Origin of the sequence: Ornithinimicrobium flavum (genome assembly GCF_004526345.1) — a bacterium.
Taxonomy (GTDB): domain Bacteria; phylum Actinomycetota; class Actinomycetes; order Actinomycetales; family Dermatophilaceae; genus Ornithinicoccus; species Ornithinicoccus flavus.
Map to the genome: position 1 here is coordinate 746,446 of NZ_CP038213.1, position 20,654 is coordinate 767,099.

At 74.0% G+C, this 20,654-nt stretch carries 11 protein-coding genes, 2 tRNA genes and 3 pseudogenes; 7 read left to right on the forward strand and 9 right to left on the reverse strand.

What is annotated here, in order from left to right:
- Positions 1-2: 2 nt before the first annotated feature.
- From E3Z34_RS03505 to E3Z34_RS03545, 9 genes and pseudogenes are all read right to left on the reverse strand, one after another.
- Positions 3-3,911 carry a multifunctional oxoglutarate decarboxylase/oxoglutarate dehydrogenase thiamine pyrophosphate-binding subunit/dihydrolipoyllysine-residue succinyltransferase subunit gene (locus E3Z34_RS03505; RefSeq protein WP_134772485.1) on the reverse strand — a complete coding sequence of 1,303 codons (3,909 nt, stop codon included), beginning with the start codon at positions 3,909-3,911 and terminating at the stop codon, positions 3-5.
- A 121-nt stretch (positions 3,912-4,032) separates the two neighbouring features.
- Positions 4,033-4,872, reverse strand: a complete 840-nt coding sequence (locus E3Z34_RS03510) for an ABC-2 transporter permease (protein ID WP_134772486.1) — start codon at positions 4,870-4,872, stop codon at positions 4,033-4,035.
- Positions 4,869-5,861 (reverse strand): ABC transporter ATP-binding protein, encoded by a 993-nt coding sequence (locus E3Z34_RS03515; RefSeq protein ID WP_134772487.1) that lies wholly within the window; start codon positions 5,859-5,861, stop codon positions 4,869-4,871. The genes E3Z34_RS03510 and E3Z34_RS03515 overlap by 4 nt, the downstream gene beginning before the upstream one ends.
- Positions 5,862-5,946: 85 nt before the next feature.
- Positions 5,947-7,418 (reverse strand): annotated as a pseudogene (locus E3Z34_RS20075) (aldehyde dehydrogenase family protein).
- A complete protein-coding gene (gene selD / locus E3Z34_RS03525) occupies positions 7,415-8,404 on the reverse strand; it encodes a selenide, water dikinase SelD (protein WP_134772488.1) in 990 nt (329 codons plus the stop codon). The pseudogene E3Z34_RS20075 and the gene selD overlap by 4 nt, the downstream one beginning before the upstream one ends.
- Positions 8,405-8,424: 20 nt before the next feature.
- Positions 8,425-10,275, reverse strand: coding sequence for a selenocysteine-specific translation elongation factor (locus E3Z34_RS03530; protein ID WP_134772489.1), 1,851 nt, complete (start codon positions 10,273-10,275; stop codon positions 8,425-8,427).
- Complete coding sequence (gene selA, locus E3Z34_RS03535; RefSeq protein ID WP_134772490.1) at positions 10,275-11,597, reverse strand: L-seryl-tRNA(Sec) selenium transferase; 1,323 nt, start codon at positions 11,595-11,597, stop codon at positions 10,275-10,277. The genes E3Z34_RS03530 and selA overlap by 1 nt, the downstream gene beginning before the upstream one ends.
- 77 nt (positions 11,598-11,674) lie before the next feature.
- Positions 11,675-11,767, reverse strand: a tRNA-Sec gene (locus E3Z34_RS03540).
- Between the two features lie 52 nt (positions 11,768-11,819).
- A tRNA-Arg gene (locus E3Z34_RS03545) sits at positions 11,820-11,891 on the reverse strand.
- 105 nt (positions 11,892-11,996) lie between these two features.
- Between E3Z34_RS03545 and E3Z34_RS03550 the strand changes: the two are divergent.
- The 7 genes and pseudogenes from E3Z34_RS03550 to E3Z34_RS03580 all read left to right on the forward strand — a co-directional run bounded on the left by E3Z34_RS03550 (position 11,997) and on the right by E3Z34_RS03580 (position 20,632).
- Positions 11,997-13,648, forward strand: a pseudogene (locus E3Z34_RS03550) (arginine--tRNA ligase).
- A 249-nt stretch (positions 13,649-13,897) separates the two neighbouring features.
- Complete coding sequence (locus tag E3Z34_RS03555) at positions 13,898-14,668, forward strand: homoserine dehydrogenase (RefSeq protein ID WP_238695444.1); 771 nt, start codon at positions 13,898-13,900, stop codon at positions 14,666-14,668.
- A 244-nt stretch (positions 14,669-14,912) separates the two neighbouring features.
- Positions 14,913-17,044, forward strand: a pseudogene (gene rho / locus E3Z34_RS03560) (transcription termination factor Rho).
- A gap of 97 nt (positions 17,045-17,141) precedes the next feature.
- Complete coding sequence (rpmE, locus tag E3Z34_RS03565; RefSeq protein ID WP_134772492.1) at positions 17,142-17,357, forward strand: 50S ribosomal protein L31; 216 nt, start codon at positions 17,142-17,144, stop codon at positions 17,355-17,357.
- Between the two features lie 99 nt (positions 17,358-17,456).
- Complete coding sequence (prfA, locus tag E3Z34_RS03570) at positions 17,457-18,551, forward strand: peptide chain release factor 1 (RefSeq protein ID WP_134772493.1); 1,095 nt, start codon at positions 17,457-17,459, stop codon at positions 18,549-18,551.
- Positions 18,548-19,444 (forward strand): peptide chain release factor N(5)-glutamine methyltransferase, encoded by an 897-nt coding sequence (gene prmC / locus E3Z34_RS03575; RefSeq protein WP_238695331.1) that lies wholly within the window; start codon positions 18,548-18,550, stop codon positions 19,442-19,444. Before prfA ends, prmC begins: the two co-directional genes overlap by 4 nt.
- A gap of 315 nt (positions 19,445-19,759) precedes the next feature.
- Positions 19,760-20,632, forward strand: a complete 873-nt coding sequence (locus tag E3Z34_RS03580; protein ID WP_134772494.1) for an L-threonylcarbamoyladenylate synthase — start codon at positions 19,760-19,762, stop codon at positions 20,630-20,632.
- Positions 20,633-20,654 lie beyond the last annotated feature (22 nt).

Consider the following 20,654-nt stretch of genomic DNA (forward strand, 5'->3'; position numbering starts at 1 on the left):
GCTCAGCCGCGTCGGCCGAAGGCCTGCTCGTGCAGGGCCGCCTGCTCCACCTCGTGGACCTTCGTCGAGCCCGTCGCGGGAGAGGCGGACGCGGGGCGGCTCACCACCCGCAGCGGCCGGTCCTCGCCGTGCTGGGCGAGCGCCTCCGGAAGGTTCAGCGCCATGAAGGGCCAGGCGCCCTGGTTGGCCGGCTCGTTCTGGACCCAGACGAGCTCGGCCTCGGGGTACTTCCGGGTCAGGGCGGCCAGCTGGGCGCCGGGCGCGGGGTAGAGCTGCTCCACCCGCAGGATCGCCGTCCGGTCGTCCTCGCGCTTGCGCCGCTCGTCCTCCAGGTCCCAGACCAGCTTGCCCGAGGCGAGCAGGACACGGTCCACGGAGCCCGGCTCCAGCTCGGCCGTGTCGGGCAGCACGGGCTCGAAGGTCCCGGTGGTGAACGCCTCCACCGGGCTGGCCGAGGCCTTGAGCCGCAGCATCGCCTTGGGGGTGAAGACGACCAGCGGCCGGCGCGGACGCGCGGTGACGTGCGCACGCAGCAGGTGGAAGTAGGACGCCGGCGTCGAGGGGAAGGCCACGACCATGTTGTCCTCGGCGCACAGCTGCAGGTAGCGCTCGATGCGGGCGGAGGAGTGGTCCGGCCCCTGCCCCTCGTATCCGTGGGGCAGCAGCAGGACCACGCTCGAGCGCTGGCCCCACTTCTGCTCGGAGGAGGAGATGAACTCGTCGACGATCGTCTGCGCCCCGTTGGCGAAGTCACCGAACTGGGCCTCCCAGAGGACCAGGGCGTCGGTCTTCTCCACCGAGTAGCCGTACTCGAACCCCATCGCGGCGTACTCCGACAGCAGCGAGTCGTAGACCTCCAGCGGCGCCTGGCCCTCGGACAGGTGGTGAAGGGGGGTCCAGTTCTTCGCGGTGCGGTTGTCGGTGAGGACGGCGTGCCGCTGCACGAAGGTGCCGCGGCGCGAGTCCTGGCCGACGAGCCGGACCGGGGTGCCCTCCATGACGAGCGAGCCGATGGCGATCAGCTCGCCCATCGCCCAGTCCACGCCCCCCTGGCGGGTCATCTCCTGCCGCGTGGTGAGCAGCTTGGCCAGCTTGGGGTGCACCGTGAAGCCGTCGGGGACGCTCGCGAAGGAGTCGCCGATGGTGTGCAGCGTGTCCTCGGAGATGGCGGTCGGGCGCTGCCGGGTGGCCATGTCGCCCTCGTCCTGGGCCTGCGGCCGCTCCAGCCCGTGGGTCCCGTCGCCCTCGCCCTTCAGCGCCGCCTTGGTCTCGGTGAAGACCTGCTCCAGCTGCTTCTGGTAGTCCCGCAGCGCGACCTCGGCCTCCTCGATCGTGATGTCGCCACGACCGATGAGGGACTCGGTGTACAGCTTGCGGACCGAGCGCTTGGCCTCGATGAGGTCGTACATCAGCGGCTGGGTCATCGAGGGGTCGTCACCCTCGTTGTGGCCCCGTCGGCGGTAGCAGATCATGTCGATGACGACGTCCTTGCCGAAGCGCTGCCGGTAGTCGTAGGCGAGCTCGGCGGTGCGCACGACCGCCTCCGGGTCGTCCCCGTTGACGTGGAAGACCGGGGCCTGCACCGTGCGGGCGACGTCGGAGCAGTAGACCGACGAGCGCGAGTGGTGGGGGGCGGTGGTGAATCCGACCTGGTTGTTGATGATGACGTGGATGGTGCCGCCGGTGCGGTAGGCGGGCAGCTGGGACATCTGGAGCGTCTCGAGGACCACGCCCTGGCCGGCGAAGGCCGCGTCCCCGTGCATGAGGACCGGCAGCACCGTGGCCGGGTCGTCGCCCGATTCCCGGGTCAGACGGTCCTGCTTGGCGCGGGTGATGCCCTCCAGGACCGGGTTGACGGCCTCCAGGTGGGAGGGGTTGGCTGCCAGGTAGACGCGAGTGGTCCTGCCGGTCTCGGTCGTGAACTCGCCCTCGGTGCCGAGGTGGTACTTGACGTCGCCCGACCCCTGGACGCTGCCGGGGGCCGACTTGCCCTCGAACTCGCGGAAGATCTGCCCGTAGGACTTCCCGGCCAGGTTGGCCAGGACGTTCAGCCGGCCGCGGTGCGGCATACCGATCGTCACCTCGGACAGGCCCTCGTCCGCGGCCCTGTTGAGCACCTTGTCGAGCAGGGCGATGACGGACTCGCCGCCCTCGAGGCTGAAGCGCTTCTGGCCCACGAACTTGGTCTGCAGGAAGGTCTCGAAGGCCTCCGCGGCGTTCAGCCGGCGTAGGATCCGCAGCTGCTCGGCCGGAGCCGGCTTCTCGAAGGGCACCTCGAGCTTGTCCTGGAACCACTTGCGCTCGGCGGGCTCCTGCAGGTGCATGTACTCGATGCCCACGGTGCGGCAGTAGGAGTCGCGCAGGATGCCCAGGATGGTGCGCAGCGTCAGCCGCGGCTTGCCGCCGAACCCACCGGTGGGGACCTCGCGGTCCAGGTCCCAGAGGGTGAGGCCGTGGTTCTCGATCGTCAGGTCGGGGTGGCGGCGCTGGCGGTACTCGAGCGGGTCGGTGTCGGCCATGAGGTGGCCGCGGACGCGGTAGGCGTGGATGAGCTCCTGGATCCGGCTGGCCTTCGACAGGTCGTCGTCGTGGGAGGCCCAGATGTCCGGCGCCCACCGGATCGGCTCGTAGGGGATCCGCAGCGAGGTGAAGATCTCGTCGTAGAACCCGTCCTGGCCCAGCAGCAGCTGGTGCATGACCTTGAGGAACTCGCCGGACTGCGCGCCCTGGATGATGCGGTGGTCGTAGGTCGAGGTGAGGGTGAGGATCTTGCTCACGCCGGCCGCGGCGATGCGCTCGGGGGCCGCACCCTGCCACTCGGCGGGGTAGTCCAGGGAGCCGACCCCGAGGATCGTGCCCTGCCCCTTCATCAGACGGGGGACCGAGTGCAGGGTCCCGATGCCCCCGGGGTTGGTGAGGCTGATCGTCGTGCCCTGGAAGTCCTCGATCGTCAGCTTGCCGTCGCGGGCCTTGCGCACGAGCGACTCGTAGGCGCTCCAGAACTCGTGGAACGTCATCTGCTCGGCACTCTTGATGCTGGGCACGAGCAGCTGGCGGGTGCCGTCCGGCTTGGGCACGTCGATGGCCAGGCCGAGGTTGACGTGGGCGGGCGTGACCAGGACCGGCTTGCCGTCCTGGGTCGTGAAGCCGTTGTTCATCTCCGGCATGGCCTTGAGCGCCTTGACCATGGCGTAGCCGATGAGGTGGGTGAAGCTGACCTTGCCGCCGCGGCTGCGGGCGAGGTGGTTGTTGATCACCGTCCGGTTGTCGATGAGCAGCTTGGCGGGCAGGTTGCGCGCGCTGGTCGCGGTCGGGACCTCCAGGGAGCTCTCCATGTTGGTGACGACGCGGGCCACCGCCCCCCGGAGCACGGTGTGGGTCACCTCCTCCTGCGGGCCGGTCGACTTCGGGGCCGGGGCGTCCCGGGCGACCTTCCTGGCGGGGGAGTCTGCGCTGTCCTTCTTCGCGGCGGTCTTCGCGGGGGCCTCCTTGGCGGCGGGGGCCTCCTTGGCGGCGGGGGCCTCCTGCTGCGGGTCCTCCTGCTGCGGGGCCCGCCTCGGCGGAGCCGTCTTCTGCGGGGCCTCCTCGGGCGGTGACGTCCTCGGCGGGGTCGCGGCGGAGCGCGGGGGAGCAGGGGCGACCTTGCTCGTGCTGCGCAGAGGGGTGGGTCCGGACTCGCCGGAGGTCTCCGGCGCCTTCGCCGGGGTGGGGGCCTCCGGGGCCCTCGCCGGGGTGGTGGTCTCCTGGGTGCGGGCGGCGTTGCCGTTCACGCCGTCGTCCTCGAAGTGACGCCGCCACTCCGGCCCCACCGATCCCGGATCGTCGTCGAACCTCTCGCGCATCTCCTCGACGAGCCACTCGTTGGCTCCGAAGTCGGAGAGTGTCTTGTCGCTGCTCGGGGGGTGGGCCACGGGGTCTGCGCCTCTTCTCGGTCTGGGGCCTGCTGCGCCGGCTCAGTGCGCCAGCTCGTGCACACGTCAGACCTAGATTAGCCCGTGACCTCAGGCCTGCGCGCCCTGGGTCGGGGGCGAGTCAGGCGACGTCGCGCCGGGACGTCAGGACCCACCCGAGGGCCGCCATGATCCCCGCGTACCCGAGCAGGACCAGGGCGGCGACCCACCACGTGAGCGGGTCCTCGGCGCCGCCGAGCGACTGCCGCACCTCGGGGTCGACCCCCGAGAAGAGGTCCAGGGTCGCCATGGTGGCCTGGCTCGGGAAGTACCGGGCCGCGTCGGCGAGCCAGTCGACGAAGGTCAGCCCGAAACCGATGAGGGGCTCGAGCAGGAGCGTGAACCCCACGCCGACGAAGAGCGCGATGACCTGGTTGGGGATGATCACCCCGAGGCCGAAGCCCATCAACCCCCACAGCACCAGGACCAGGACCATCCGCGCGAGGGTGCCCACCAGCTCGACGGGGTCGGGGAAGACGCTCACGTCGCCCACGGCCAGCATGATGCCTCCACCCAGGACGCTCCCGGCCGTGAAGACGACCGCGTTGAGGAGCACCACGAGGACCAGCCCGACGAGCTTGGCAGCGATGAGCCGCCCACGGCGCGGGGTGGCCAGCAGGGTGGCAGTGAGCGTCCGGTGGCGGAACTCGCCGCTCATCGACAGGATCCCGAGCACCAGGGCCAGCAGGTAGCCCATGGACACCCCGCCGGTGTAGACCATGCGGGCGACCGTCAGGTCGTCCCACACCTCGGCCGGTCGGATGATCTCCCCGTCCGCGCCGGGGAACTCTCCGATCACCGCCAGGAAGAGGCCCTGGAGCGCGGCGAACGCGGCACCGATCAGGAGCATCGCCACCGGCATGGCCCAGGCCATCCGGGTCGTGGCGTACTTGCGCAGCTCGCTGCGCACTGCGGCGGTCATCGGGACTCCTCCTGGGGGCCAGTCGACCCCGGTGACGGTGGCGGGACGGCCGACCCGGGATCGGCGAGGTTGCGGTTGCGGTGCTCCGGCGACTCGGTGAGCTGCAGGAAGAGACGCTCGAGGTCGGTGCGCAGCGGACGCAGCTCGTGGACGGCCAGACCAGCGCGCAGGGCGGTGTCCCCCACCAGGGCCAGGTCCCCCGTGGCGACTCGCAGGCCCCCGTCCTCCGGCGTCGCGCTGAGGCCGGCCCCGGCGAGCGCCTCGGCGAGGCGCCCGGGATCGGGGGTGCGGACCCGCGTCGCGGGCTCCCCGTGCAGGTCCTGCATCGTCCCCTGCCGCACCAGGCGGCCGTTGGCGATGATGATGACGTCCTCGACCGTCTGCTCCACCTCGGCCAGCAAGTGGGAGCTGATAAGCACGGTCTTGCCCTGGTCCCGGGCGAGGTGCTGGAGGAAGCCGCGCATCCAGCGGATGCCCTCCGGGTCCAGGCCGTTGGCGGGCTCGTCCAGGAGCAGGACGTCGGGGTCGCCCAGCAGGGCGGCGGCCAGCCCCAGGCGCTGCCGCATACCCATGGAGTAGTCACCGGCCCTCTTGCGGGCCGCGGCCGGGATACCGACCAGGTCGAGCAGCTCGTCGACGCGCCGGTCGGGGATGCCGTGGGTCGCGGCGAGCACCCTCAGGTGGTTGCGTCCGGACCGACCGGGATGGAACCCGGTCGCCTCCAGCGCCGCCCCCACCGTCTCCATCGGACGGGGGAGGGCGGCATACCGACGCCCGCCGATGAGGGCCTCGCCGGCGCTCGGACGGACCAGGCCCAGCAGCATGCGCAGGGTGGTGGTCTTGCCGGCGCCGTTCGGGCCCAGGAAGCCGGTCACCCGCCCGGGAGCGACGTCGAAGGTCAGGCCGTCCACCGCCCGGAACGAGCCGAAGTCCTTCGACAGTCCCCGGACGCTGAGATCGATCCCGGACGGGAGGCTCGCAGCAGTCATGGGGACAGTCAACCTCACCCCTCCCGCGCGCACCTCCCCCACCCGTCGGATTCGGGGCTCCGCCGGGCTGGGGAGACCGACCGCGTCAGCCGATCCGCATGACCACCGTCTTGGTCCGGGTGAGACCGTCCAGCGCCTCCACCCCCTTCTCCCGGCCGTAGCCCGACCGTCCGACGCCGCCGAAGGGCAGCTCCACCCCGCCGCCGGCGCCATAGGTGTTGACGAACACCTGACCGGCCCGCAGGTCCGCGGCCAGCCGGTGCGCCCGGGCCAGGTCCCGGGTCCACACGGCCGCGAGGAGTCCGTATGGTGTCCCGTTGGCCAGCGCGACCGCCTCGTCCTCCTCCCGGAAGGGGAGGACGACGAGCACGGGCCCGAAGACCTCCTCCTGGGCGATGGGGGCCTGGGGCGCGACCCCATCGACGATCGTCGGGAGCCAGAAGGCCCCGCCGCCGAGCGCCGGGTCGTCGGGGGCGGTGCCGCCCACCACCACCTCGCCGTCGGCGGCGGTCACGAAGCCGCGGACCCGTTCCTGCTGGGCGGCGGACACCAGCGGCCCGAGGTCCGGGTCGTCCAGGCCCCGGCCGAGCGAGACGCGCCGGAAGCGTGCGGCGACCTTGTCGACGAGCTCGTGGCGGACGTCCTCGTGCACGATCAGCCGGGAACCCGCCGAGCAGGTCTGACCGGCGTTCTGCAGGATCGCCCGGGTGACGTGGTCCGCGGCGACGTCCAGGTCCGCGTCGGGGAAGACGACCTGGGCCGACTTGCCGCCCAGCTCCAGGATCGTGGGGACGACCCGGTCCGCGGCGGCGTGCGCGATGACGGAGCCGGTGCGGGTGGACCCGACGAAGCCGAGGTGCGCCACGTCAGGATGGGCGCTCAGGCAGCACCCGCCTCCGGCCCCCGGCCCGGGACGACGTTGACGACCCCGGGGGGCAGGCCGGCCTCGACGGCGAGGCGGGCGAGCACCACGGCGGTGCGGGGCGTCTCGTCCGCGGGCTTGACGACGATCGCGTTGCCGGTCGCTGTGGCCGCCGCCACCGCCCGGGCGGCGAGCTGGAGCGGGTAGTTCCAGGCGACGACGCTGCCCACGACGCCGTACGGCTCCCGGCGGGTGTAGACGTGGGTGTCCGGCCCGAGCGGCACGACCTGGCCGTACCAGGCCTCGATCACCCTGCTGTAGAAGCGGAAGTAGCGCGCCGCCACCGTGGCGTCCGTGCGGGCCTGGGACAGGGGCTTCCCGGTGTCCTCGGACTCGGTGACGGCGAGGTCCTCCCGGTGGCGGTCGACGAGGTCGGCCAGGCGGGCCAGCGCGTCTGCGCGGTGCTCGGTGGGGACCCTGGCCCAGGCGGGCTGGGCCGCCGCGGCGGCGGCCACCGCCCGGTCGACCTCGGCCGCCCCGGACCGGGTGATCCGGCCGAGCACCGAGCCGTCCGCCGGGTCGATGTTGTCGTAGGTCTCGGTGGCCAGCACCGCCGTGCCACCGATGAACGCAGGGACGGTGGAGTGACGGGGCACGGGGCTTCCTCCTGGGTCGGGGCTCGGGGGAGGGCTCATCGGATTGCGATCCGCGCGGGGCCGGCGACGGTCCGACCGATGACCGGGGCGCCGGGGACCTCCCCGACCACGAGCAGCCCGCCGCTGGTCTGGGCGTCCGCGAGCAGCAGCAGGTCCTCCTCCGTCACCCCGGCCCCGACGTCGACGTGGTCCCGGACCCAGGCCAGGTTGCGCCGGGACCCGCCGGGGACGAAGCCGTCGGCCAGGCTGCGCCGGGCCGCCTCCAGGACCGGGACGGCGTCCTGGTCGATCTCGGCGCCGACCCCTGACGCGCGGCAGAGCTTCCACAGGTGCCCCAGCAGGCCGAACCCGGTGACGTCGGTGCACGCGCGGACCCCCCGGTCCACCGCGGCCTCGGCGGCCGCACGGTTGAGGGTGGTCATGACCTCCACCGCCTCGGGGAAGGTCTCGCCCGTCTGCTTGTGGCGGTTGTTGAGGATCCCCACCCCCAGGGGCTTGGTGAGGGAGATGGGCAGGCCCGGCTCGGCGGCGTCGTTGCGCAGCAACCGATCGGCGGCCGCCAGGCCCGTCACCGCCATCCCGTAGAGCGGTTCGGGGGCGGTGATGCTGTGCCCGCCCGCCACCGGGACCCCCGCCATGGCGGCGACGTCGAGCCCGCCGCGCAGGACCTCGGGGACCAGGCCCGGGTCGACCGAGTCGACCGGCCAGGCCAGCAGGTTGATCGCCAGCACGGGGCGCCCACCCATGGCGTAGATGTCGGACAGCGCGTTGGCGGCGGCGATCCGGCCCCAGTCGTAGGGGTCGACGACGGGGGAAAGTAAGTCGGCGGTCGAGAGCACCGCCTGGCCACCCTCGATCCGCACCGCGGCCGCGTCGTCACCGTGGTCGAGCCCGACCAGCAGGTCGGGGTGGTCGAGTCCTCGCAGGTCGGCGACGAGATCCTCCAGCTGCCCGGCGGGGATCTTGCAGGCGCACCCCCCACCGGCCGCGAGCCGGGTCAGGCGGAAGGGCGCGGGGTCGGTCATCGGCTCACCCTAGCCATGCGTCAGCCGCCCGGCGCCCGTGCCGGCCGGACGACCTCCCGGTGGCCCGCGTCGAGCCGACGGGTCCAGCCCCGCGCGTCCAGGTGCTCCAGCAGGGGCACGGCGACCCGGCGCGTGGTCCGCAGCGCCTGCCGGGCCTGGCTCGTGGTGAAGGGCTGGGGAAGGCCGGCGAGCACGGACATCGCCAGGGCGGGGCCGCGGGGCAGCAGGAGCACGTCATCCCCGATCCGCACCAGCTGCCCGGTGGCCACGGCGGCGGCGACCTGGCGCGGCCCCAGGCCCAGGTCGCGCAGCTCGTGCGCCTCGGGTGCCGCGAACGGCTCCCGGGCCAGCCTGCCGAGGACGAGGTCGAGGCCCCGCTGCGCCTCGCCCAGGGAGGGGCGCACGCCCGGCCGGCCGACTCGGCCGCCAGCCACCTCCAGCCCGGCGGCCGCGGAGAGCGTCTCGAGCACCGCGAGATCGGGGACCCCCACCCGGTCCCGGGCCGCGCCCAGGGGCAGGAGGGGGTCGAGCGGCTCGGCGGCGGCCCGCTCGTCGACCGCCGCCAGCAGCTCCTCCTGCCACCGGCGCCATACGGCGCGCGAGACCAGGTGCTCGCCGGCCCGCACGACCTCCGTGTCCGGGGTCTTCGGGCCGAGGAGGTCCGCGTCGAGCCCGAGGAGGCGGGCCTCCTGCCGGCTCAGCCGTCCCCGGCGGTCGACCTCGGTGGCCAGCCGCCGGGCGGGCGAGGCCGAGGCCAGCAACCGCTCCTCGTGCAGCAACCGGTCGCCCCGGCGGGCTCCCTCCCCCCGTCGCTCCAGGGGTGGTGGGGCCACGTCGGCCACGACCATCCCCGTCAGCGCGCCCTCGACCCCCGGCCGGCGCAGGATGGCCCGGTCGGCCGCCTGCAGGGGCAGCGGGCGGGCCAGGCTCAGGCGGGCGGCGCGGCCCGCCAGCGGACGCAGCCGGACCGGTGCGGCGCTGGAGCCGACGTGCAGGGTGAGGTGCTGCGGCAGCTCCTCGGCCGGGACGTCCAGCCGGGCGTCGAGGAGGTCGGTCAGCGGCCAGGCCCCCGCGGTGAGCAGCGCGTCGCCGCGAGCGACGGACTCGACCGGGAGTCCCCGCAGGTTGACCGCCACCCGGGCGGGCGCCGTGACCTCGGGCCTGTCCCGGCCCAGCGACTGCAGCCCCCGGACGGTCACGGTCGTGCCGGCAGTGCCGGCCGCCGTGCCGTGCGCCAGCGTGAGCGTGTCACCCACGCTCACGCGCCCGGCCTCGAGCGTGCCGGTGACCACGGTGCCGCTGCCGCGCACGGTGAAGGCCCGGTCCACCCACAGCCGGACGCGCGCCTCGGGGGAGGGGGTGGGCAGCGAGAGGCACAGCCGGGTGATCGCCCGCCGCAGGTCGTCCATCCCCTGCCCGGTGACTGCCGACACGCAGACCCCGGGGGTGCGCGCCGCGGGGGCGAGCGACCCGCGGGCCACCCGCTCCCGCGCGGCAGCCAGCGCCGGGCCCGGGTCGGCGAGGTCGGCCCGCGTCACCACGAGGAGGCCGTGCCGGACGCGCAGCGCCTCGACGGCCCGCAGGTGCTCCTCGGTCTGCGCGCGCCACCCCTCGTCGGCCGCCACCACGAGCAGCACCGCCGGGGAGGGGCCGAGACCGGCCAGCATGTTGCCGATGAAGCGTCGGTGGCCGGGCACGTCCACGAAGGCCACGTCGCCGGTCCCCTCCAGGCGCGTCCAGACGTACCCGAGGTCGATGGTCAGACCACGGGCCCGCTCCTGCGCCCACCGGTCCGGCTCCATCCCGGTCAGGGCCCGCACCAGGGTCGACTTCCCGTGGTCGACGTGACCGGCCGTGGCCAGGACGTGCATCAGGCCCCCACCGCCACGACCACCTCGACCAGGGCATCCTCCTGCTCGCGGGGGACGCAGCGGAGATCGACCAGGCAGCGGCCGCGGTCCAGCCGGGCCAGGACCGCCGGGCTTCCGAGACGCAGGGCCGCGGCATACCGCTCCGGCAGGCTGACCGCCCACCCGGGCAGGGGGACCTCCGGGGCGCCACCGCCGCCCACCCGTCCCTCCACGGGCACGACCGCGGGGTCGGCGAGCCCGACACCCCGGTCCGACAGACGCGCGGCGAGGGAGCGGGTCCGGGCCTCGAGCTCGTCGGCCCGGGCGTGGACGGCGAGGGGCACGGGGGGGACCGGTCCGCGCAGCGTGGCCTCGAGCGCGGCGAGCGTGAGCTTGTCGACCCGGAGCGCGCGGGCCATCGGGTGTCGCCGCATCCGCTCCACCAGCGGCGCGTGGCCCAGGACGAGGCCCGACTGGGGGCCGCCCAGGAGCTTGTCCCCGCTGGCCGTGACCACGCCGGCCCCGGCCCGCAGCGTGCTGGCCGCGTCGGGCTCGTCGGGCAGGAGGGGATCGTGCGCGAGGAGCCCGCTGCCGATGTCCACGACCAGGGGTGTGCCGTGCGCCCGGCCCAGGTCGGCCAGCTCGTCGACCGTGGGGGCGGAGGTGAAGCCGGCGACGCGGAAGTTGCTGGGATGGACCTTCAGCAGCGCACCGGTGCCCTCGCCCACCGCCTCCGCGTAGTCGGCCACGGTGGTGCGGTTGGTGGTGCCCACCTCGCGCAGCCGCGCGCCCGCCGACTCGACGAGCGCGGGCAGGCGGAAGCCGTCCCCGATCTCGACCATCTCGCCCCGGCTCACGACCACCTCCCGCCCGGCCCCGAGCGCCGTCGTGGCCAGCAGGAGCGCGGCCGCCCCGTTGTTCACGACCAGGGCGTCCTCGGCCTCCGGGACCCGCTCGCGGAGCGCCGCCAGGGTGCCCCTGCCGCGCCCGGCCCTGGCTCCCGTGGCCAGGTCGAGCTCGACGTCGACGTACCCGGTGGCCGCGTAGACCGCCTCCCGGGCGGCGTGCGCCAGCGGGGCCCGTCCGAGGTTGGTGTGCACCACGACGCCGGTGGCGTTGAGGACGGGGACGAGGGTGGTGCCCGAGGACTCGAGGTCGAGGAGCCGGGCGAGGACCGTCTCCCGCACCCGGTGGGGGGCGAGCGCGCCGTGACGCGCCTGCGCGAGCGTGCGCGTGACCACGTCCTTGGCCCGCTCGCGACCGAGCCGCTCCGCCGCCGCGGCCACAGCCGGCTCACGGAGCAGGGCGTCAGTGCGCGGGATCGCTCGGCGCGGGTCGCTCATCCTGGGCATCCTAGGCAGCAGGCGGCTGGGACGACGCAGCCGCCGACCCCGGACGGGTGTCGGCGGCTCCCACTCGGCGGAGGCGGACAGGAATCGAACCTGCCTGCGACGGATACCGCCGCACCACGGTGTTGAAGACCGGGGGGCCCACCAGGAACCCTGACACCTCCCCAACGCCTCGCGACGCACGCCCCGGGAGGGGTGTGGTCGCCTGGCGCTGCGCGCCCCCGGCAGGATTCGAACCTGCGCTCCCGCCTCCGGAGGGCGGTGCTCTATCCCCTGAGCTACGGGGGCAACAGCGAGTCACTTTAGCAGCCGGATCTCGGACTTCCGCAATCCGACCTGGCGGCCCTCCGGCGCGTTCGGGAGCGCTCACCGCCGACGACTAGACTCCCCGGGGTGACCCCCGAGCAACTCGCGTCCGCCCTGCATACCCTCCTCACCGACGCCGTCGCCGAGGGCGACCTGCGCGTCGAGGTGCCCGCGCTCGACGCGGTCCGCGTGGAGCGTCCCCGCAGCCGGGAGCACGGCGACTGGGCGACCAACATCGCCCTGCAGCTCGGCAAGCAGGCCGGTATGCCGCCCCGTCAGCTGGCGGAGCTGCTCGCCGCCCGCCTGCGGGGGGTGGCGGGCGTCGCCGCGGTGGACGTGGCCGGCCCCGGCTTCCTCAACATCACCCTGGACGCGGCCAGCGCCGGGGAGCTCGCGCGGTCGGTGGTCGAGGCCGGGGAGCAGTTCGGGCGCAACGACGTCATGGCCGGGCGGACCATCAACCTGGAGTTCGTCTCCGCGAACCCGACCGGGCCGCTGCACATCGGCCACACCCGGTGGGCGCGCTCGGGGACGCCCTGCGCCGGCTGCTGACCGCCAGCGGCGCGGACGTCACGGCGGAGCACTACATCAACGACGCGGGCGCGCAGATGGACAAGTTCGGGGCCTCGATCGTCGCAACCGCGCGCGGCACCGAGGTGCCCGAGGGCGGCTACTCCGGCCCGTGGATCGACGACCTGGCCGAGCAGCTGCTGGCGGAGCGTCCTGACCTGCTCGAGCTGCCGGAGGCCGAGGCGACGGCGTGGGCGCGGGACCGCGGCTACACCCTCCAGCTGGCCCAGATCCGGCGGACGCTGGACGACTTCAACGTGCACTTCGACGTGTGGTTCAGCGAGAAGTCCCTGCACGACGGGGGAAAGGTCGAGGAGGCCGTCGCGCGGCTGCGCGAGCAGGGCCACGTCGACGACCGCGACGGTGCGGTCTGGCTGCGGACCACCGACTTCGGTGACGACAAGGACCGCGTGCTCGTCCGCGCCAACGGCAGCCCCACCTACCTCGCGGCGGACGCGGCCTACTACCTGTCGAAGAAGGACCGCGGCTTCACCGAGAAGGTGTACATGCTCGGGGCCGACCACCACGGCTACGTCGGCCGTCTCAAGGCGGTCGCCGCCTGCGCGGGGGACGACCCGGAGGTGAACATCGAGGTGCTCATCGGCCAGCTGATCAACATCAGCGGCGAGCGGATGGGCAAGCGGCGCGGCAACGCGGTCTTCCTCTCCGACCTCATCGAGTGGATCGGGTCGGACCCGGTCCGCTACTCCCTGGCCCGCTACCCCGCGGACACCCCGCTGGACCTCGACGGCGAGCAGCTGCGCAGGCGGACGAACGACAACCCCGTCTTCTACGTCCAGTACGCCCACGCCCGCACCTGCAACGTCGCCCGCCTGGCGCGGGAGGACGGCGTGCTGCGGGAGGAGGGCTTCGACCCCGCGCTGCTCACGCACGAGACCGAGGCGGTGCTGCTCGCGGCGCTCGGCGACTTCCCCCGCGTGGTCGCCCAGGCCGCCCAGCTGCGCGAGCCGCACCGGGTCGCCCGCTACCTGGAGGACCTGGCCGGTCGGTTCCACAAGTGGTACGACGAGTGCCGGGTGCGCCCGATGACCGAGGACGAGGAGGTCACCGACCTGCACCGCTCCCGGCTCTGGCTCAACGACGCCACCCGGCAGGTCCTCGCCAACGGCCTGGGTCTCCTCGGCGTCTCCGCCCCCGAGCGGATGTGAGCGGAGCCCTCCCGCCCGCCTCCCGTCATACCCCACAGATCCGGAGCACCCCGTGAGCACACCTGTCCGCCTGGCCCTGCTCGGTGCCGGCACCGTCGGGGCCGCCGTCGCCCGCCGTCTCGCCGAGCGGGGGGAGCGGTATGCCGCCGGCCTCGGGCGACCCCTGGAGCTGGTGGGTGTCGCCGTCCGCGACACGGCCCGCCCGCGGGGGGTGTCGACCCCGCCCTGCTCACCACCGACGCGCGGTCCCTGGTCGGGGCGGTCGACGTCGTCGTGGAGGTCATGGGCGGGATCGAGCCGGCCCGTGGCCTCCTCGAGGAGGCGATGGCCGGCGGCGCCCAGGTGGTCACCGCCAACAAGCAGCTGCTCGCCCGCCACGGTGACGACCTGCACGCGCTCGCCGCCAAGCACGGGGTGGGCCTGGACCACGAGGCGGCGGTTAGGGCCGCCGTCCCGGTGCTCAGCGTGGTCCGCGAGGCGCTCGCCGGGGACGAGATCACGGCCCTGCGCGGGGTCGTCAACGGCTCGACGAACTACGTGCTCGACCTGGTGGCCACCCAGGGCGTCCCGTTCGAGGCGGCCGTGCGGCAGGCGGGCGAGCTCGGATACCTCGAGGCCGACCCGAGCGAGGACCTCGATGGCCTGGACGCGGCCGCCAAGATCGTCCTGCTCGCCCGGGCGGCCTGGGGCGGGACGGTCCGGCTGGAGGACGTCGACATCACCGGCATCGGTGGACTGACCGACGAGGACTTCGCGCGGGCCGCGCGGTCCGGCACGGTGGTCAAGCTGGTGGCCTCGGCCCGGCGGGAGGCGGGTGGGAGGGCCTCGTTGTCGGTGCGGCCCGAGGCGCTCCCGGCCGACGACCCGCTGGCCCGGGTGCGGGGCGGCACCAACGTCCTGGTGCTCACGGCGGAGTCCGCCGGCGAGCTGCGCCTCGAGGGCCCCGGCGCCGGCGGGGACGCGACGGCCTCGGCCGTGCTGGCCGACCTCCTGCGGGCGGCGGGGCGCGTCCGACGCTGACGGGTGCGGCCGCGCGCAGCCACGCCGGGCGCGTGCGCGTCAGGTGGGTGGAACGGCCGGGGCGCGTGTTATCTTGGGTGCGCCTCGAGAGGAGGGCGGCCAGTCGGCCGGCTCCGAGGCAATCTCCACGCGCGGACCGTCGGGTCGACCGACACGGCAGCGCCAGATCCCTGGCCGGTCCGGGCATCGAGCCCCATCACGCGCGATTCCTGCGCGTCGACCAATCTGAGACCCCAGACCCGGGATGTTCCGGAGCCGAGGGGGAAGGACCTACGTGACCGAGATCACCGACGCTGCTGCGACCAGGACCGGATCGCTCAGCACTCTCCGTCTGGCCGAGCTGCAGCAGCTCGCCTCCAGCATGGGCATCTCCGTGAGCGCGAAGATGCGCAAGGCGGACCTGGTGTCCGCCATCCGCGAGCAGCGTGGCGGGGGCCCGCGCCGCGGCTCCGACCAGGACGGGACCCCGGCCCCGGCGCCCGCCGTCGAGACCTCCCGCAGCCAGCCCCAGGGTGATGGTGCGGGCGCCGACCGTGGGCAGGGCGACCCCGGCCGTGGGCAGGGCGAGGCGACGGGCGGCATCGAGGCTGCGCTGGACCGGGCCCAGGCCCAGCGCGAGGAGGCCGCGGTCTCCCGCCCCCGCCGGAGCCGGCGCGCCGCGTCGGGCGTGGGCGCCCCGCCCGCACCGGAGCAGCGGGAGCAGCAGGACTCCCCGGAGGTCTCGGGCCGTGAGCAGCCCGCCCGCCGCGAGGACCAGGGCTCGGGCCGCGAGGACCAGGGCCGCCGCGAGGACCAGGGCTCGGGCCGCGAGGAGCAGCGCCGCGAGGACCAGGCGAGCAGGGTGGTGAGCGCGAGGGCCGTGAGGGCCAGGGTGCCGAGCGCCAGGGCCGGCGGGAGGGCCGGAGCCAGCGTGAGGGCCAGGGCCAGCGCGAGCAGTCGCGCGAGGATCAGGGTGGCGAGCGCCAGGGCCAGCGCGAGGGTCGCGACCAGCAGGGCCAGGGCGACGCCCAGGGCCAGCGCGAGGGTCAGCAGCGCGACCTCGACGACGACGGTGACGACGACGGTCGCCGTGGTCGGCGCCGCAACCGCAACCGCAACCGCAACCGGGACCGTCAGCGTCCCCGTCCGGGTGCGCAGGGCGGGGGCCAGGGTGCTCCGGGTCAGCAGGACGAGGAGGCCTACTCCGACGAGGACGTCCTCGTGCCCGTCGGCGGCGTCCTGGACCTGCTGGACAACTACGCCTTCATCCGCACCACCGGCTACCTGCCCGGCCCCACCGACGTCTACGTCCCCATGGGCCTGGTCAAGAAGCACGGTCTGCGCAAGGGTGACGCCGTCCAGGGGGCCATCAAGGCCCCGCAGGACGGCAGCGACGTCGGCCAGCACACCGTGTCCTCCTCCGGCAGCAAGCGCGACCGCGGCAAGTTCTCGGCACTCGTGCGCCTGGACGCGGTCAACGGCCGGTCGCCGGAGGAGGCTCGCCGGCGGCCCGACTTCGCCAAGCTGACCCCGCTCTACCCGCAGGAGCGCCTGCGGCTGGAGACCGACCAGAAGAACCTCACGACGCGGATCATCGACCTCGTCGCGCCGATCGGCAAGGGCCAGCGCGGACTGCTGGTCGCGCCCGCCAAGGCGGGCAAGACGCTGATCCTGCAGGCGATCGCCAACGCGATCACGACCAACAACCCCGAGTGCCACCTCATGGTCGTCCTGGTGGACGAGCGTCCCGAGGAGGTCACGGACATGGAGCGCGCGGTCAAGGGCGAGGTCATCTCCTCGACCTTCGACCGGCCGGCCGAGGACCACACGACGGTCGCGGAGCTGGCGATCGAGCGCGCCAAGCGTCTGGTCGAGCTCGGTGGCGACGTGGTGGTCCTGCTGGACTCCATCACCCGGCTGGGCCGCGCCTACAACCTGGCCGCCCCGGCGTCGGGCCGGATCCTGTCCGGTGGTGTCGACTCGGCCGCGCTCTACCCGCCCAAGCGCTTCTTCGGCGCCGCCCGCAACATCGAGAACGGCGGCTCGCTGACCATCCTGGCGACCGCGCTCGTGGAGACCGGCTCCAAGATGGACGAGGTCATCTTCGAGGAGTTCAAGGGCACCGGCAACATGGAGCTCAAGCTGGACCGGCAGCTGGCCAACCGCCGCATCTTCCCGGCGGTCGACGTCAACGCCTCCGGCACGCGGCGCGAGGAGATCCTCCTCGGCGCCGACGAGCTGAAGATCATGTGGAAGTTGCGCCGGGTCCTCGCCGCCCTCGACCCGCAGCAGGCGGTCGAGCTGCTGCTGGACCGGGTGCGCAAGACCAAGCACAACTACGAGTTCCTCACCCAGGTCCAGCAGACCAGCGCGGTCCGGCTGGACGACGAGGACTGAGGAACGCGCTAGAATCATCCGTTGGCCCACCGGTTCACGCCGTCGCACCCTGCGCCGGCGACCCGGGGAACCCGCCATCCTCGCAAGGAGACGCCCCATGAAGAAGGACATCCACCCGGAGTACGTCGAGACCCAGGTCACCTGCACCTGCGGTGCGACGTTCACCACCCGGAGCACCGCCACGTCCGGCCACATCAGCGCCGACGTCTGCTCCAACTGCCACCCGTTCTACACGGGCAAGCAGAAGATCCTGGACACCGGTGGCCGCGTGGCCCGCTTCCTGGAGCGTTACGGCAAGAAGGCCGCCAACTAGGACCTGCGACGCCGGTCCCGCGAGCTGCTCGCGGGGCCGGCGTCCGCCGTCTCCCGGGTCCGCGCACCCGTCCCCGATCAACCCACCGGAAGGTAGGCCGTGGCCGACACCTCAGCCTTCGAGCCGGCCCGCCCGTTGCTGGCCGAGCACGCCGACATCGAGCGGCAGCTGGCCGATCCCGCGGTGCACGGCGACCCGGCCGCCCTGCGGCGCCTCAACAAGAGGTATGCGGCGCTCGGCCCGACCGTGGCGGCCTACCGGGCCTGGGAGCGGGCGGTCGGGGACCTGGGCGCGGCACGGGAGATGGCCGGCGAGGAGCCGTCGTTCGCCGAGGAGCTGCCGGCGCTCGAGGCGGAGGCGGCCCGGGCCGCGGAGCACCTGCGGCGTCAGCTCGTGCCGCGCGACCCGGACGACGACCGCGACGTCATCCTGGAGGTCAAGGCCGGGGAGGGTGGCGCGGAGTCGGCGCTGTTCGCCGCCGACCTCATGCGGATGTACCTGCGCTACGCCGAGCGCCGGGGCTGGCGCACCGAGCTGCTGGACACGGCGGAGTCCGACCTCGGCGGCTACAAGGAGGCCAGGGTCTCCATCTCCGCGACCGGCACGCCCGGCCCGGGGGAGGCTCCCTGGGCCCGGCTGAAGTACGAGGGTGGCGTGCACCGCGTGCAGCGGGTCCCCGTGACCGAGAGCCAGGGGCGGATCCACACCTCGGCGGCGGGCGTGCTCGTGCTCCCCGACATCGACGACCCGGCCGAGGTCGCCCTCGACCCGAACGACCTCAAGATCGACGTCTTCCGCTCCTCCGGGCCCGGTGGGCAGTCGGTCAACACGACGGACTCGGCCGTCCGCATCACCCACCTGCCCACCGGGCTGGTCGTCAGCTGCCAGAACGAGAAGTCCCAGCTGCAGAACAAGGAGTCCGCGCTGCGGGTGCTCCGGGCCCGGCTGCACCAGCTGGCGGTCGAGGAGGCGGAGGCGGCCGCGAGCGAGGTGCGGCGCAGCCAGATCCGCACGGTCGACCGCAGCGAGCGGATCAGGACCTACAACTTCCCCGAGAACCGCATCGCCGACCACCGCACGGGCTACAAGGCGTTCAACCTGGACCACGTGCTCGACGGCGACCTGGACCCGGTCGTGCAGTCGGCGGTCGACGCGGACGAGGCGGCGCGGCTCGCGGCGGCCGGGGACCGGTGAGCACCCACCCGCAGCACGGGGGCCGGACCGGCGAGGAGGTCGGTCGCACCATCGACCACCTGGTGCGCGAGGCGACGACGCGGTTGCTGGCCGCCGGGGTGGCCAGCCCCGGGCCCGACGCCGAGAGCCTGCTGGCGCACGCGCTGGGCCGGGACGTCGGCGACGTCCGCCGGGCCCGGCTCCTGGGCGAGCGGGCGCCGGAGGCGGTTGAGACGGCATACCGGGCCCTCGTCACCCGTCGCGCGGATCGCGTCCCGCTGCAGCACCTGACGGGACTCGCGCACTTCCACGGGCTCGAGCTCGCCGTCGGACCGGGTGTCTTCGTCCCCCGACCCGAGACCGAGGTGCTGGTCCAGCTCGCGCTGGAGGCGGTCCGGGAGGTCCGCGGACCGGTCGTCGTCGACCTGTGCACCGGGAGCGGCGCCGTCGCGCTGGCCCTCGCCGCGGCCCGGCCCGACGCCCGGGTGGGCGCCGTCGAGCTCTCGCCCGAGGCGTTCCGGTATGCCGAGGACAACCGCCGGCGCACCGGGCTGCCGGTGGACCTGCGGCGCGGTCGGGCCCAGGAGGCCTTCGACGACCTGGTGGGCACCGTCGACCTCGTCACCTGCAACCCTCCCTACATCCCGCCCGACGCCGTGCCGGTGGACCAGGAGGTCCGCGACCACGATCCCGCGCTCGCCCTCTACGGCGGGGGGGAGGACGGGCTGCGGATCCCGCTCGAGCTGGCCGACCATGCGCTGCGGCTGCTGCGCCCCGGGGGTGTGCTGCTCATGGAGCACGCCGACGCGCAGGGCGTGAGCCTGCCGCGTGCGCTGCTGGCCCAGGGCTGGACCGAGGTCTCCGACCACCTGGACCTGGCGGGGCGTCCCCGGGTCTCCCGAGCCGTGCGCTGAGCCCGGCGCCCCCCTGGGGTCACGGCTCAGCCCCCGGCTCGCGAGGCGGCGCCGGGGGCTGGAGTCGGTGTCTCAGGGGATCACAGTGCGTTCATCAGCCAGATCACCAGGACGATGATCAGCAGGATGCCGACGATGGTCCAGATCAGACCGCTACCGCGCATGATTCACTCTCCTCTCGGCATGGGCACCGGGGTGCACCCACGTCAGAGAACCTACTGTCAGCGCTGCGGTTCCTGGGCGCAACCTGAAACGACACGCGGGGCCGCGTGGGAAGATGGCTCCCGGCCCCAGCCGTCGACCCGGGAGGACCCCATGAGCGCCACGCCGTCGCTGCAGGACCGTCTGCTGGACTGCACCGACCCCGCGCGGCGTCGCCCCTCGGTGGAGCGGGCGGCCGCGGTCGTGCGGGAGGGCAAGGTCGTCGTCCTGCCGACCGACACGGTCTACGGCGTGGGCGCGGACGCCTTCGACGTGGTGGCGGTGGCCATGGTCCTGGCGGCCAAGCACCGGGGCCGGGAGATGCCGCCACCGGTGCTCGTGCCCGAGCCGCGCACGGTCGACGGGCTCGCGATCGACGTCCCGATGTACGCCCGCATCCTCATGCGACAGTTCTGGCCCGGGCCCCTGACGCTCGTCCTGCGCTCCCAGCCCTCCCTGCAGTGGGACCTGGGCGAGACCAACGGGACGGTCGCGCTGCGGATGCCCGACGACGACGTGGCTCTCAGCCTGCTGAGCGAGGTCGGCCCCCTGGCCGTGACCAGCGCCAACGTCACTGGGCAGCCGGCAGCGACCACGGCCGCGGAAGCCCTGGAGCAGCTCGGGGGAGCGGTCGCCGCCTACCTGGACGACGGTCCGCGCACCGGTGGCGCCCCCTCGACGATCCTCGACTGCACCGGTGAGGAGCCCGTCGTGCTCCGCCTCGGGGCCCTGTCCCCCGAGGAGATCCGCGCCGTCCTGGGGACGACCGCCCTGCACGACGCGCCCCGGAGGGAGGCGGCGGCGGCGGACGCGTCGGAGCCCGCCCCCGGGACCACCGTGGAGCCCGCCCCCGGGACCATCGTGGAGCCCGCCCCCGGGACCACGGAGGACCCGACGGCGGGCCTGGTCGGATCGGTCCGGCCCAGCGGGGTGAGCACGCCCCCCGGCGCGGTGCAGGTCGTGCGGGGACCGGCAGCGCCGGCCTGAGCCGACGGCATACAGTGTCCGC